This is a genomic window from Achromobacter sp. ISS7 (genome assembly GCF_056523125.1).
On record NZ_JAWRZD010000001.1, the window covers coordinates 457,898 to 471,845 of the forward strand.

Genomic DNA, 13,948 nt, shown 5'->3' on the forward strand with positions numbered 1-13,948 from the left:
CTCGTGTCTCTGCCGCAACGCTTGGTCATCGCGACCCGCGCCAGCCGGCTTGCCCTGTGGCAAGCCGAGCATGTGCGCGATCGGCTGCGCACGCTGTACCCGGCGTGCGCGGTTGAACTGCTCACCCTGACGACCCGAGGCGACCAGATCCTCGACCGCACGCTTTCCAAGGTGGGCGGCAAGGGGCTCTTCGTCAAGGAACTCGAAAACGCGCTGCTCGACGGCCGCGCCGATCTGGCCGTGCATTGTCTGAAGGACATGCCGGTCGATCTGCAGGCGCCGTTCGAGCTGTGCGCCGTGCTCGATCGCGCCGATCCGCGCGATGCCTTCGTCTCCAACCGCTACGACACGCTGGCCGACCTGCCGGCCGGGGCCGTCGTCGGCACCTCCAGCCTGCGGCGCGAATCGCAGATCCGCGCGCGTTACCCGCAGCTGGTGGTCAAGCCGCTGCGCGGCAACCTCGACACCCGCCTGGGCAAGCTCGATCGCGGCGAATACGACGCCATCGTGCTGGCCGCCGCCGGGCTGAACCGGCTGGGCCTGACCGACCGCATCCGTTGCCTGCTCGATCCGGCGGATTGCCTGCCGGCGGCCGGGCAGGGCGCGCTGACCATCGAGATCCGCGACGATCGCGACGACATGCGCGCCTGGCTGGCGCCGCTGAACGACGCCACCGCCACCTCGATCTCGCTGGCCGAACGCGCGGTGTCGCGCCGGTTGGGTGGCTCCTGTCAGGTGCCGCTGGCGGCCTACGCCGAAATCGACGGCGGCAAGCTGACGCTGCGCGCGCTGGTGGCGTCGCCCGACGGCACGCGCACCCTGCGCGCCGAACGCAGCGGTCCGGTGGACCAGGCGCAGGCCATCGGCGAGGCGGTCGCCGCCGAGCTGTTCGATGCCGGCGCCCAGGCCATTCTCGACGAGCTGCTGCAAGACGCGTCCCCCGAGGACTGATGAACGGGGCCAACGCCCAGGCGCCGCGCGTGGCCGTGCTGACACGGCCCGCCGGCCGCAATGAGGCGCTGGCCGACCGTCTGCGCGCCGCCGGCTGGACGCCCTGCATCCTGCCCGCGCTCGATATCCATCCGCTGCCTGTCGCCCCCGCGGCCCTGCCGCGGCCGGCGGACTACGACCTGGTGGTGTTCGTCAGCGGCAACGCCGCCCGGCAATACCTGGATCAACTGGCCCGCGCCGACGGCCCGGCGGCCTGGCCCGCGGGCGTGGCCATCGCCACGGTCGGGCCGGCCAGCGCGGCGGGACTGGCCGAGCTGCCGTGTTTTGGCGCGAATACAACAGTCCTGCATCCCGGCGAGGAGGCCGCCAGCCATGATTCCGAGGCGCTCTGGGAGGTGCTTTGCGGCCTGCCGCGGCTGCCGTCGCGCGTGCTGCTGGTGCGCGGCACGCAGGGCCGCGACTGGCTGAGCGAACAATTGCAGTCACATGGCGTGGCCGTGACACGTCATGCGGCCTACCGGCGCCAGCCGGCCCAATGGGACGAGTCCGAGCTTTTACCCCTGCGGCGCTGGGCCGCGCAGGGCGTGGCGGCTACCTGGCTCATCACCAGCGGCGAGGGCGCGGACGCGGTGCGCGACCAGTTGCGCGCGGCCGGACTGGCCGCCTGGTGGGGCGGCTGCCGCTTCGTCCTGACGCATCCTTCGCTGGCGCGGCGCGTGCCGGCGCCGGCACAGGACCTGGGCGTGCAAGCAACGGTAAAAATCTGCCTGCCCAACGACGAGTCGATTTTCCAGGCTTTTGTTGCTGCTTGATTCGTTGCTTCGGACTGACACCGAATACAATCGCGTCATGACAGACAAGACTCCCGCTACCGATCCGGCCGTTCACCTGGCCGCCCCGGGCGCCAGCGCGCCCGCATCGGCCCCGGCCGATTCCGTCAAGGCCCGTCCGGCCAAGCGCGGCAGTGGCCCCCTGGTCACCGCCCTCATCATCGTCATCCTGCTCGCCGTCGGGCTGGGCTATGCCCTGTGGCAGCAACGCACGCAGTTCGTCGCCGCCGGCCGCGAGGTCGCCTCGCGCCTGGACACGCTGGCCGCCGACGTGGCGCAGGCGCGCAAGGACACGCGCGAGGCCCTGGCCCTGGCGCAAGCCCAGGCCGGCCGCCTGGGTGACCTCGAAGACAGCGTGCGCGAGACCCAGAGCCAATACAACGCCCTGCAACAGGCCTGGCAGAACTTCAACGACAGCGCCAGCGACGAACTGCTGGCCAACGACGTCGAGCGCCTGCTCACCATCGGCAGCCAGCAGCTGCGCCTGGCCGGCAACGTCTCCAACGCCATCGTCGCGCTGGAAACCGCGCAATCGCGCCTGGCGCGGGCCGACCGTCCGCGCTTCTCCAGCCTGCAACAGGCCATCAACGGCGACCTGGACCGCCTGCGCGCCGTCTCCACCGTCGACATCCCGGCCCAGTCGGCCCGCATCGAGCGCCTGACCGCCCTGGTCGGCAAGGCGCCGCTGCTGGTGCCGGACGCCGCCGCGCCCGGCATCGCCGCCGGCGAGACCCGCCCCGCGACCCCGGCGCCGGCCGCGGTCGATCCGCAGGCCGGCCTGCCGGCCGACGCGGCCTGGTGGCAACGCTGGCGCGCCGAAGTGGCCTCGTGGCCCGGCCGCGCCGGCTCGGCGCTGGCCCATGAACTCGGTGGCCTGATCACCATCCAGCGCGTCGACGAACCCGCGGCGCTGCTGCTGTCGCCGGAACAGGCCGACCAGGTGCGCGGCACGCTGCGCCAGCGCCTGCTGACCGTGCAACTGGCCATGCTGATGCGTCAGCCCGCGGTCTGGAAGAGCGAGCTCGAGAACGTCGGCACCACGCTGGCCAAGTATTTCGACAACCGTTCCCCCGACACGATCGCGGCCCAGAACCTGGCCCGCGAACTGGCGCAGACCGACATCGCGGTGCGCATGCCCGACGTGTCCGACAGCCTGAACGCCGTGGCCGCGCTGCGCGCCGCCGGCTTCAAGACCAGCGACCAGGACTAAGGCCCATGCGTACCTGGTTCTGGACTCTGCTGCTCGCCGTCATCGCCGTCGCCCTGGCGGTGGTGCTGCGTTCCCATTCCGGCAATGTGCTGCTGCTGGTCTGGCCGTGGCGCATCTCGATGTCGCTGACGCTGGCCGTGCTGCTGATCGTGGCGGCCTTCGTGGTGCTTTACGTGGGCCTGCGCCTGCTGGCCTGGCTGCTGGCCATTCCCGATCGCGTCCGCGCCTGGCGCGGCAAGCGCGCCCAGGCGCGTGACCACGAGTTGCTCGAGCGCGGCTGGATCGGCCTGCTCGAAGGCCGTTATTCGCACGCCGAAAAAGATCTGACCAAGCTGCTCGAACAGACCAAGGTGCAGACCCGCCGCGTGCTGGCCGCGCTGTCGGCCGCCCGCGCCGCGCACGGCCTGGGTGAATTCGACCGCCGCGACCGCCTGCTGGCGACCGCCCAGGAACAGGCCGGCACCGATCCGGGCCTGGTGGAAGCCACCGCGACGGTCTCGGCCGACATGCTGCTGGACCAGGGCCGCGCCGAGCGCGCGCTGGCCGTGCTGGCGCCGCTGGCCGATGGCGGCGCCCGCCACCTGCACACCATGCGCCTGCTGCTGCGCGCGCACACGGCCCTGCATCATGACGAACAGGTCTTCACGCTGGCGCGCGGCCTGCTGCGCCGCAATGCGCTGGCGCGCACCGAAGGCGACCACCTGATCGACGTGGCCGGCGCGGCGCGCTTGCGCGCGGCGGCCGCCAACGACGGCTGGCGCGCCATCTGGAAGGACCTCAAGGCCGAGGAGCGCCTGCTGCCCGAGATCGCGCTGGCGGGCGCCGCCGCCTTCGAAGCGGCCGGCGAGGCCAACGAGGCCGCCAAGGTGCTCGAGGCTGCCATCGCCGTGAAATTCAACCCCGCCCTGGTGGCCGCCTACGCGCGCTGCGATGCCGAGCAGGTGTCGCGCCGCCTGGCCAAGGCCGAGACCTGGCTGCAACAGCGGCCCACCGATCCCGACCTGCTGACCGCGCTGGGCATGCTGTGCCTGAACGGCCAGCTGTGGGGCCAGGCCGAACGCTACCTGCTGCGCAGCCTGTCGCGCCGCAGCGATGCGCAGACGCACGCGCTGCTGGGCAGCCTGTACGACCGTCTCGACCGCCCGGCCGACGCGGTGCGCCACTGGCGCCTCGCCACCGCCGCCAGCATGGCGCTGCCGGTGCTGGCCGCCGACGCGGCGCTGCCGGCCGCGGATATCGGCTCGGATCCCTACCGCCTGGACGCCGAGGGCGGCTACGCGGTGGGCCTGTCGGATGGCGACGCCGATATCGGCGGCGACTATCCCGCGCTGCCGCCCGCGGTGGCCGCGTCGGCGTCGGACTACGTGCTGGATCCGGACGCCCGCGCCAACAAGGAACAGCAGGCGCGCGCGCTGGCGCCGGAAGACGCGCCGGTCGTCGGCGGCACCTCCGACATCGACGAGTATTTCGACAGCGCGCCGATTCCGGCCGCGGCGTTCGACAACCCCGTGCCGACGTATTCGCCGGCCGCGCCGGCCGCTCCCAAGCCGGCCGCGCCCGCGGTGCCGGCGCCGACCACCAAGCCGCCGTTCAAGGACGACGGTTCGCTTTGATCCTCTTTCAGACTAACAAGGTTCAATCATGAGTTTTGATCGCGTGCCCCCCGGCAAGAAGCTGCCGGAAGACTTCAACGTCATCATCGAGATCCCCATGAACGCCGACCCCGTCAAGTACGAGGTCGACAAGGAGTCGGGCGCGATCTTCGTCGACCGCTTCATGCTGACGGCCATGCACTACCCGTGCAACTACGGCTACATCCCGCAGACCCTGTCGGAAGACGGCGACCCCGCCGACGTGCTGGTGCTGACCCCGTTCCCGATCCAGATCGGCGCCGTGGTGCGCTGCCGCGCCATCGGCGTGCTGGAAATGGACGACGAGTCGGGCGGCGACGCCAAGCTGCTGGCCGTGCCGATCGAAAAGCTGTACCCCCCGTACCGCAACATCAAGTCCTACGAAGACCTGCCGGCCGAAGACACGGCCCGCATCCAGCACTTCTTCGAGCACTACAAGGACCTGGAAAAGGGCAAGTGGGTCAAGGTCAAGGGCTGGAAGGGCGTCGACGCCGCCCACGAGGAAATCGTCAAGAGCGCCGAGCGCTACAACAAGGCCTGATCGATCAGGCCTTGCGCCGCGCCGGTGTCGCACCGGCGGGCGCTTTCAGGCGGCGCGGCCGCGACGGCATGATGCCGATCGCCGCCGCGCCGTTGTCTTGCAGGCCCTGCAGATTCTGCGTCACCTGCGCCGCCGCGGCCTGGATGCGTTCCTGCAGCAGCGCCAGCCGCTTGGCGGGCGTGCGCGCCTCGGCGGCGATGAACACCAGGCTGCCCACCACCTTCTGGTCCGGCGTGAAGATGGCCGAGCCGATCCCCATCAACCCCGGGTCGACCTCGCCGTGCGAGACGCAGACGCCGGCCGCGCGCAGCTGCTTGATGTTGGCGCGGAACGCATCCCAGTCCTCGCCCAGCCCGGCCTCGCGGATTTCGGCGGCGTGCCACAGCATCAGGTTGCGCAGCTGGTAGGGCGGCAGGTTGGCCAGGATAGGCTTGGCGGTGGCGCCGCGGAACATCGGGAAGGGGCGGCCGCGCGCGTAGCTGGATTCGATCGAATGGTCGGTCCAGTAGCGGTCCACGCACATGACCTTGTCGCCGTAGTAGCTGCACAGCATCAGGTTGGCGTTGAGTTCGTCGCCGGTGGCGCGCATCACCTCGCGCGCCGCGCGCATCAGCGGGTCGTGCCGGCGCAGGTGCCGGTCCAGCTCGATGATGCGCGAGCCGAGCACGTAGGCGCCGCCCGCGGTGGGCGCCAGCAGGCCGCTTTCGGTGAGCGATTTGAGATAGCGGTAGGCCGTGGCCCGCGAGCACTCCAGATGCGCCATGACATCCTCCTGGAAGGCGGCGGTGGTGTCGTCGCGGAAGAGGTCGAGGATGGACAACATGCGATCGGGAGTGCTCATTGCTGCTGACGCGCCTAGTGAATGTGGAAGCCGCCGTTGACGTCGACCACGATGCCGGTTGAGTAGGAGGACAGGTCCGAGGCCAGGAACAGAATGGCCTGCGCCACTTCGGCCGGAGAGCCGAAGCGTTGCAGCGGAATGCCCTGTTTGAGTTCTTGTTCCCAATTTTCGCCGAATTTGCCGAGCGTCATGTCGGTCTCGATGATGCCCGGCGCCACGCAGTTGGCGCGCACCCCGCGCGGCCCCAGTTCGCGCGCCAGCGCCTTGGTGAAGCTGATCACGCCGCCCTTGGAGGCGGCATAGTGCGATCCGCCCAGCAGGCCGCCGCCGCGCAGCGCCGCGGTCGAGCCGAGGTTGACGATGGCCGGCTGGCGCTCGCTTTCCAGCAGCCGCGGCAGGGCGGCGCGGGTGACGTTGTAGGTGCCGGTCAGGTTGACGTCGACCATGCGGCGGAACTCGTCCTCGGGCAGGTCCCAGATGCGGGTCGCGGCGACGATGCCGGCGTTGTTCACCAGCACGTCGATGCCGCCCAGCGCCCGCGCCGCCTGTGCCACGGCCTGCTCGCAGGAGGCGCTGCTCGACACATCGCAGTGCAGGTTGACGCGGCCGCCGGCCAGCCCGGCGTCGGCGTTGTCGGGGTAGTCGCGGTCCAGCACCGCCACGCTGGCGCCCTGCGCCAGGAATTGCGCGACGATGGCGGCGCCGATGCCACGGGGGTTGGCGCCCCCCGTGACGACGGCCCGCTTGCCGGCCAATAGTCCGAGCGGGCCCCCCGTCATTGCTTCACCAGCGCGCAGCCGCCCTGGTCCAGCGGACGGAACGCCTGTTCGGCGGGAATCTTGCGCACCAGCTTGTAGTAGTCCCAGTCGCGCTTCGATTCGGACGGCTTCTTCACCTGGAACAGGTACAGGTCGCGCATCACGCGGCCATCTTCGCGGATGCGACCGTTCTCGGTCATGAAGTCGTTGATGGGCGTGTCGTGCATCTTCTTGATCACCGCCTCGGACGCGTCGGTGCCGGCCGCCTTGACCGCGTTCAGGTAGTGCATGGTGGCGCTGTAGTTGCTGGCCTGCACCATCGACGGCATGCGGCCGGTGCGCTTGAAGTAGCGCTCGGACCATTGGCGCGCCTTGTCGTCCTGGTCCCAGTAGAACGGCTCGACCAGGTTCAACCCCTGCGCGTATTCCAGCCCGACGCTGCGCACATCGACGATGCTCATGAAGAGCGCCGCCACGCGCTGCTTGCTGCCCATGATGCCGAATTCGAACGCCTGCTTGATGCTGTTGATGGTGTCGCCGCTGCCGTTGGCCAGGCCGATTACCTGCGCCTTGGAGGCCTGCGCCTGCAGCAGGAACGACGAGAAATCGGCGCTGGCGATGGGGTGGCGCACGCTGCCCACCACCTGGCCGCCCTTGGCCTTGACCACCGCCATGGCGTCGCGTTCGAGCGAGTGGCCGAAGGCGTAGTCGGAGGTGATGAAGAACCAGCTCTTGCCGCCGTCTTCCATGACGCCGCTGGCCACGCCGGTGGCGTAGGCGTAGGTGTCGTAGGTCCAGTGCATGCCGTTGGGCGAGCAGGCCTTGCCGGTCAGGTCGGCCGAGCCGGCGCTGGTGAAGATCACCACGCGCTTCATCTGGCGGGTCAGGTCCTGCACCGCCAGGGCGATGGCGGAATTGGGCACGTCCAGGATCAGGTCGACCTTGTCGTTCTCGTACCAGCGGCGCGCGATGGAGACGCCGATGTCCACCTTGTTCTGGTGGTCGGCGGACACCACCTCGATCGGCTTGCCCAGCACGGTGCCGCCGAAATCCTCGACCGCCATCTTCACGGCCTCGACGCCGAACTTGCCGGACAGGTCGGCCATCATGCCGGACTGGTCGCCCAGCACGCCGATCTTGACGACGTCGTCGGACACCTGGGCCTGGGCCGACAGCGAAACAGCGCCCAGCGCGCAGGCGGCCAGGCAAAGCTTGAAACGGGTTTTCATGGGTTTGTCTCCTTGGGGGCTTGTGTCTTTGCGCGCCGCCCTGTGCCGGGCGGTCGCGCGGATCTTGCCGGGGTGGCGCCTGTGCCGGCGCCTACTCCAGGGTCTGGCCGGCGTAGGCGTCGATGAACAGGTTGGGTTTCAGGAAGAAGCTCAGCACCAGCGCGCCGTGCGGGGCGCGCGCCACGTGCTGGTTGCCGCGCGGCCGCCAGACGTAGTCGCCCGCGCGCACTTCGCCTTCGGCATCGACGATCGAGCCTTCCAGCACATAGGTCTGTTCGACTTCGACGTGCTCATGCAGCGGCAGCTCGGTGCCGGGCTGCCAGCGAAACAGCGCGGTCAGCAGGCCGGACTCCTTGTCCTGCATCAGCACCTTCATGTCGATGCCTTCGACCTGGGTGGGTTTCCAGGGCAGTTCGTCGACTTTCAAGAAGCGCGACGCCAGCGGCGGCAGCGCGTTGGCCGCAGGGCAGCCAGGGGTTTCGAGGGCCATGATGTCTCCTAGCCAATACTCGTTATGGAAGAAAAACTAAAAATCTTGTTATTGAGTGTTTAAAAATAGTCGCGTATATTGAGATTAATGTCAATCCTGTTTTCGACCAAGGAAAGCGGGCGAGACACGAGCCGGACCAGGAGCTGCGGGTCTCGGGAAGCCTTTCCCGATGCCCGCCGTCCCGAGAGATCCGGCGCCTATAAGACAAGGAGACAAGCTTGAATCAGGACTATCTGGGCCAGACCTTCGGGTTGGCCGGGCGCACGGCGCTGGTGACGGGGGGCGCGCGCGGGCTGGGGTATGCGATTGCCGCCGGCCTGGGCCGGGCGGGCGCGCGCGTGGTGATCAACGACCTGTCGCAGGCCGCCTGCGACGCCGCTTGCGCACAGCTGGCCGCGGCCGGCATCACGGCGCGCAGCGCGGTGTTCGACGTGGCCGACGGCGCCGCCGTGGCCGAGGCCGTGGCGCGGCTGGAGGCCGATGGCGTGGCCATCGACGTGCTGGTCAGCAATGCCGGCAACCAGAACCGCAAGCCGGTGATCGAGATGACGCCGGCCGAATGGCAGGCGTTGCAGAACGTCCATGTGAACGGCGCGTTCCATTGCGCCCGCGCGGTGCTGCCCGCCATGGCGGCGCGCGGCTTCGGCCGCATCGTGCTGATGTCGTCGGTCGCGGGCCAGGCCACCATGCCGAACATCGCCGCCTACGCCACCGCCAAGGGCGCGATCGCCGCGTTCACGCGCGCGCTGGCGGTCGAATACGGCGGGCAGGGCGTCACCTGCAACGCGCTGGCGCCGGGCTTCGTGCGCACCGACTTCACCCAGGGGCTGCAGGACAATCCGCAGTTCCAGTCGTTCCTGTCGACCGCGGTGCCGGTGGGGCGCTGGGCCACGCCCGAGGACATCGCGCCGGCGGTGGTCTACCTGGCCTCGCCGGGGTCGGCGTTCGTCAACGGCCACGTGCTGGCCATCGACGGCGGCCTGCTGGCCCGCATGTAGGAGGACGGCCATGAGCACCCAAGCGGTTCTGTCCGCCCAGGGGCTGGTCAAGCGGTTCGGCGGCTTCAATGCCGTCGACGGCGTGTCCCTGGCCCTGCGGGAAGGTTCCATCCATGCCTTGATCGGCCCCAACGGCGCCGGCAAGACCACCTGCTTCAACCTGCTGACCAAATTCCTGACGCCCGACCAGGGCGTGATCCACTACCGCGGCCGCGACATCACGTCGCTGGCGCCGGAGCAGATCGCGCGCCTGGGCATTGTGCGTTCGTTCCAGATCTCGGCGGTGTTCCTGGGGTTGACCGTGCTGCAGAACATGCGCGTGGCGCTGATGCGCCAGCATGGCGACGGCCTGCGCTTCTGGCGCAGCCGCCGCAGCGTCGACCGCCTGAACGACCAGGGCCTGGCGCTGCTGGAGGCCGTGGGCCTGGCCGGCATGGCCGACACCACGGCGGCCCTGCTGCCCTATGGACGCAAGCGGGCGCTGGAAATCGCCATGACGCTGGCGCTGGAGCCGGACGTGATGCTGCTGGACGAACCGATGGCCGGCCTCGGCCAGGAAGACGTGGCGCGCATCGCGGCGCTGATCCGGCGCGTGTCGGCCAACCGCAGCATCCTGATGGTGGAGCACAACCTGTCGGTGGTCGCCGACCTGTCCGACACCATCACGGTGCTGGCGCGCGGCGCGGTGCTGGCGCAGGGCGACTACGCCACGGTGTCGCGCGACGAGCGCGTCATCACCGCCTACATGGGCTCGGAAGAGGGAGAGGGCTGATGCTGTCGATCAAGGACCTCAACGCCTGGTACGGCGAATCGCATGTGCTGCACGGCGTCGACATCGAAGTGCGCCGCGGCGAACTGGTCACCATCCTGGGCCGCAACGGCGCCGGCAAGACCACCACGCTGCGCGCCGTCATGGGCATCCTGGACAAGCGCCGCGGCTCGATCCGGCTGAACGGCCAGGAAACCGTGGGCATGGCGCCGCACCGCATCCCGCGGCTGGGCGTGGTGTATTGCCCGGAGGAACGGGCGGTGTTCCGCAGCCTGGACGTGACCGAGAACCTGATGCTGCCGCCGCGCCTGGCCGACGGCGGCATGTCACTGGAAGAAATCTACACCCTGTTTCCCAACCTGCGCGAACGCAGCGCCAGCTCCGGCGGCAACCTGTCGGGCGGCGAGCAGCAGATGCTGGCGATCGCCCGCATCCTGCGCACCGGCGCCCAGCTGATCCTGCTGGACGAACCCACCGAAGGGCTGGCGCCGGTGATCGTGCAGCAGATCGGGCAGGCCATCCGCACGCTCAAGGAGCGCGGTTTCACCATCGTGCTGGTCGAGCAGAATTTCCGCTTCGCCACCAAGGTGGCCGACCGCCACTACGTGATGGAGCATGGCCGCGTGGTCGACCAATTGTCGGCGCAAGAGGCGCGCAACGATCCCGAGCGGATCGCGCGCCGCCTGGGTGTCTGAGGGGGAGAATCCTGTGTTCGAAATTTTCGGTGTGCCGTCCACGGCACTGTTCGGCCAGCTCCTGCTCGGCCTGATCAACGGTTCGTTCTACGCCTTGCTCTCGATCGGGCTGGCGGTGATCTTCGGCCTGTTGAACATCATCAACTTCGCCCATGGCGCGCAGTACACGGCGGGCGCGTTCCTGGCCTGGATGCTGCTGAACTACCTGGGGGTGAACTACTGGGCCGCGCTGGTGCTGGTGCCGCTCATCATGGCGGCCTTCGCCATCGTGGTCGAGCGCGTGCTGATCTCGCGCACCTACCGCATGGACCACCTCTACGGCCTGCTGCTGACCTTCGGCATCGCGCTGCTGATCGAGGGCGGGCTGCGCCAGGCGTATGGCGTGTCGGGATTGCCATACACCATCCCCAAGGCGCTGACGGGCGGCGTCAATCTCGGCTTCATGTTCCTGCCGTGGTATCGGGGCTGGGCCGTGGCGGTGTCGCTGGTGCTGTGCCTGGCCGTGTGGGTGCTGATCGAGAAGACCCGGGTCGGCGCCATGCTGCGCGCCGCCACGGAGAATCCGACCATCGTGCGCTCTTTCGGCATCAACGTGCCGCTGCTGATCACGCTGACCTACGCGCTGGGCGTGGCGCTGGCGTCGGTGGCGGGCGTGATCGCCGCGCCCATCTACCAGGTCAGCCCGATGATGGGCTCGAACCTGGTGGTGGTGGTGTTCGCGGTGGTGGTGATCGGCGGCATGGGCTCCATCATGGGCGCCATCGTCAGCGGCTTCGGGCTGGGCATCATCGAGGGGCTGACCAAGGTGTTCTACCCGGAGGCCGCCAACCTGGCGATCTTCATCATCATGGTGCTGGTGCTGCTGTGCAAGCCGGCGGGCCTGTTCGGCAAGCCGCTGCAGGTGCAGAACGTGCTGGCCGCCGAAGCCACCCGCCAGCCGGTGCAGCTGGGGCGCCGCGCCATGCGTTGGTGCATGGCGATCCTGGCGCTGGTGGCGCTGGCCGCGCCCTGGTTCGTCTATCCCACGTTCCTGATGAAGGTGCTGTGCTTCGCGCTGTTCGCCGCCGCCTTCAACCTGCTGGTGGGCTATGTCGGCCTGCTGTCGTTCGGCCATGCGGCCTTCTTCGGCGCGGCGGCCTATGCCACCGGCATCGTCATGAAGCTGTTGGGCGCGACGCCGGAATTGGGCCTGTTGGCCGGGGTGCTGACCGGCGGCCTGCTGGGGCTGGCGTTCGGCGCCATCGCCATCCGGCGCCAGGGCATCTACTTCGCCATGATCACGCTGGCGCTGTCGCAGCTGGTGTACTTCATCGCGGTGCAGGCGGGCTTCACCGGCGGCGAGGATGGCCTGCAGAGCGTGCCGCGCGGCAAGCTGTTCGGCCTGTTCGACCTGGATGGCGTGATGCCGATGTACTACTTCACGCTGGCGGTGTTCGCGCTGGGCTACGCCTTCGTGCTGCGGGTGCTCAATTCGCCCTTTGGCGAGGTGATCCGCTCGGTGCGCGACAACGAGCAGCGCGCGCGGTCGCTGGGCTATTCGACCTCGCGCTACAAGCTGCTGGCGTTCACGTTGTCGGCCTCGGTGGCGGGGCTGGCCGGCGGGCTCAAGGTGCTGGTGTTCGGCGTGGCCTCGCTGACCGACGTGCACTGGCACGCCAACGGCGAGGTGGTGCTGATGGCGCTGCTGGGCGGCATCGGCACGGTGTTCGGTCCGCTGGCCGGCGCCTTCACCTTCGTGTCGCTGCAAAACTACCTGGCGCCGCTGGGATCGTGGGTCCTGATCGTGCAGGGCGCGATCTTCGTGCTGTGCGTATTGCTGTTCCGCGACGGCATCATGGGGCTGGTGTCCCGTGCCTGGCTCGCCGTCGCCCGTCCGAGAAAGGAGTCCTGATGTTCCTGCACGTCGTCATGCTGCAATTGTCCGGCGCCGCCGATGCGCGCTTCCATGATCGGGTGCAGGGCTACTGCGACCGCATCCTGGCCGAATGCGACGGGGTGGCCGGCTACGCCTTCCGGTCCAACCAGGCCAGCCGCTCGGACGGCCTGACCCACGCGGTGGTGGCGGCGTTCAGCGACGCCGCTGCCCACGACCGCTACCAGGTGTCGCCCGCCCACCAGGAAATGAAGGCCTACATGGCGGATTTCATCGAGCGCCTGGTGGTGTTCGATGGAGAAATCCCTACAATTTGCTGAATATTTCCGCTGTCCCGGAACGGGATACACTCGCGAATGATTTTTGCCATCGGACCGTTCCACCCGTCATAGGTTGATAGATCATGGACTACGTATTGCCTCCCCAGCCGCTGACCGCGGTTCCCGTTGCCGGCAGCGCCGCGCTGTTCCCGGTGCGCCGCGTCTATTGCGTCGGCCGCAACTACGCCGAGCACGCCAAGGAAATGGGCTTCACCGGCCGTGAAGATCCGTTCTTCTTCTGCAAGCCCGCCGACGCGGTGCTGAGCGTGGCCGACGGCGAAACCGGCAAGATGCCGTATCCGCCCAAGACCTCCAACCTGCACTACGAAATGGAGCTGGTGGTGGTGCTGGGCAAGGGCGGCCGCGACATTCCCGTCGAAGAAGCCAACGACTGCGTCTGGGGCTATGCCCTGGGCCTGGACATGACCCGCCGCGACCTGCAGGGCGAGATGAAGAAGCAGGGCCGTCCCTGGGAAGTGGGCAAGGCCTTCGACCTGTCGGCGCCGCTGGGCCCGATCCATCCGCGCAGCGTGGTCGGCACGCTCGACAAGGGCGCCATCTGGCTCGACGTCAATGGCCAGCGCAAGCAGGCCAGCGACATCTCGCAGATGATCTGGAACGTGCCGGAAAGCATTTCCTACCTGTCGGGCCTGTTCGAACTGCAGCCCGGCGACATCATCTTCACCGGCACGCCGGAAGGCGTGGGCGCCGTGGTGCAGGGCGACGTCATTACCGGCGGCGTGGACGGCCTGGGCGAACTTCGCGTCCAGATCGTTTAAAGTACGCCCCGGAATCGTTTCCCCACACTTCAG

Annotated in this window: 15 protein-coding genes; 11 read left to right on the forward strand and 4 right to left on the reverse strand. The window is 68.8% G+C overall.

Annotated features, from left to right (window positions below):
* Nucleotides 1-3: 3 nt before the first annotated feature.
* From hemC to ppa, 5 genes are read left to right on the forward strand one after another with little or no spacing between them, the layout of a single operon-like run.
* Nucleotides 4-951 (forward strand): hydroxymethylbilane synthase, encoded by a 948-nt coding sequence (gene hemC / locus AC1HFW_RS02035; protein ID WP_035360119.1) that lies wholly within the window; start codon nucleotides 4-6, stop codon nucleotides 949-951.
* Nucleotides 951-1,763 (forward strand): uroporphyrinogen-III synthase, encoded by an 813-nt coding sequence (locus AC1HFW_RS02040; RefSeq protein ID WP_479281600.1) that lies wholly within the window; start codon nucleotides 951-953, stop codon nucleotides 1,761-1,763. The genes hemC and AC1HFW_RS02040 overlap by 1 nt, the downstream gene beginning before the upstream one ends.
* A 37-nt stretch (nucleotides 1,764-1,800) precedes the next feature.
* Nucleotides 1,801-2,991, forward strand: coding sequence for a uroporphyrinogen-III C-methyltransferase (locus AC1HFW_RS02045; protein ID WP_479281601.1), 1,191 nt, complete (start codon nucleotides 1,801-1,803; stop codon nucleotides 2,989-2,991).
* 5 nt (nucleotides 2,992-2,996) lie between these two features.
* Entirely contained in the window at nucleotides 2,997-4,604 is a 1,608-nt protein-coding gene (locus AC1HFW_RS02050) for a heme biosynthesis HemY N-terminal domain-containing protein (RefSeq protein ID WP_006393759.1), read from the forward strand.
* A 28-nt stretch (nucleotides 4,605-4,632) separates the two neighbouring features.
* Nucleotides 4,633-5,163 (forward strand): inorganic diphosphatase, encoded by a 531-nt coding sequence (ppa, locus tag AC1HFW_RS02055; RefSeq protein ID WP_061072043.1) that lies wholly within the window; start codon nucleotides 4,633-4,635, stop codon nucleotides 5,161-5,163.
* Nucleotides 5,164-5,167: 4 nt separating this feature from the next.
* Here the strand turns inward: ppa and AC1HFW_RS02060 are convergent, their stop codons facing one another.
* From AC1HFW_RS02060 to AC1HFW_RS02075, 4 genes are all read right to left on the reverse strand, one after another.
* Nucleotides 5,168-6,004 carry an IclR family transcriptional regulator gene (locus AC1HFW_RS02060; RefSeq protein WP_061072042.1) on the reverse strand — a complete coding sequence of 279 codons (837 nt, stop codon included), beginning with the start codon at nucleotides 6,002-6,004 and terminating at the stop codon, nucleotides 5,168-5,170.
* Between the two features lie 14 nt (nucleotides 6,005-6,018).
* A complete protein-coding gene (locus AC1HFW_RS02065; RefSeq protein WP_035360122.1) occupies nucleotides 6,019-6,783 on the reverse strand; it encodes an SDR family NAD(P)-dependent oxidoreductase in 765 nt (254 codons plus the stop codon).
* Nucleotides 6,780-7,991 (reverse strand): ABC transporter substrate-binding protein, encoded by a 1,212-nt coding sequence (locus AC1HFW_RS02070; protein ID WP_006393764.1) that lies wholly within the window; start codon nucleotides 7,989-7,991, stop codon nucleotides 6,780-6,782. The genes AC1HFW_RS02065 and AC1HFW_RS02070 overlap by 4 nt, the downstream gene beginning before the upstream one ends.
* A gap of 91 nt (nucleotides 7,992-8,082) precedes the next feature.
* Nucleotides 8,083-8,481, reverse strand: coding sequence for a cupin domain-containing protein (locus AC1HFW_RS02075; RefSeq protein ID WP_006393765.1), 399 nt, complete (start codon nucleotides 8,479-8,481; stop codon nucleotides 8,083-8,085).
* A 218-nt stretch (nucleotides 8,482-8,699) separates the two neighbouring features.
* On the opposite strand from AC1HFW_RS02075, the gene AC1HFW_RS02080 reads away from it, so the two are divergent.
* From AC1HFW_RS02080 to AC1HFW_RS02105, 6 genes are all read left to right on the forward strand, one after another.
* Entirely contained in the window at nucleotides 8,700-9,479 is a 780-nt protein-coding gene (locus tag AC1HFW_RS02080) for an SDR family NAD(P)-dependent oxidoreductase (protein WP_479281602.1), read from the forward strand.
* A 10-nt stretch (nucleotides 9,480-9,489) separates the two neighbouring features.
* On the forward strand, nucleotides 9,490-10,251 hold the full coding sequence (locus AC1HFW_RS02085) for an ABC transporter ATP-binding protein (RefSeq protein WP_006393767.1): 762 nt from the start codon (nucleotides 9,490-9,492) through the stop codon (nucleotides 10,249-10,251).
* Nucleotides 10,251-10,943, forward strand: a complete 693-nt coding sequence (locus tag AC1HFW_RS02090) for an ABC transporter ATP-binding protein (protein ID WP_006393768.1) — start codon at nucleotides 10,251-10,253, stop codon at nucleotides 10,941-10,943. Before AC1HFW_RS02085 ends, AC1HFW_RS02090 begins: the two co-directional genes overlap by 1 nt.
* A gap of 13 nt (nucleotides 10,944-10,956) precedes the next feature.
* A complete protein-coding gene (locus AC1HFW_RS02095; protein WP_061072039.1) occupies nucleotides 10,957-12,834 on the forward strand; it encodes an ABC transporter permease in 1,878 nt (625 codons plus the stop codon).
* Nucleotides 12,834-13,136: a Dabb family protein gene (locus tag AC1HFW_RS02100; RefSeq protein ID WP_054433326.1), complete on the forward strand. Its 303-nt coding sequence runs from the start codon at nucleotides 12,834-12,836 to the stop codon at nucleotides 13,134-13,136. Before AC1HFW_RS02095 ends, AC1HFW_RS02100 begins: the two co-directional genes overlap by 1 nt.
* 83 nt (nucleotides 13,137-13,219) lie before the next feature.
* A complete protein-coding gene (locus AC1HFW_RS02105) occupies nucleotides 13,220-13,915 on the forward strand; it encodes a fumarylacetoacetate hydrolase family protein (RefSeq protein WP_006393771.1) in 696 nt (231 codons plus the stop codon).
* Nucleotides 13,916-13,948 lie beyond the last annotated feature (33 nt).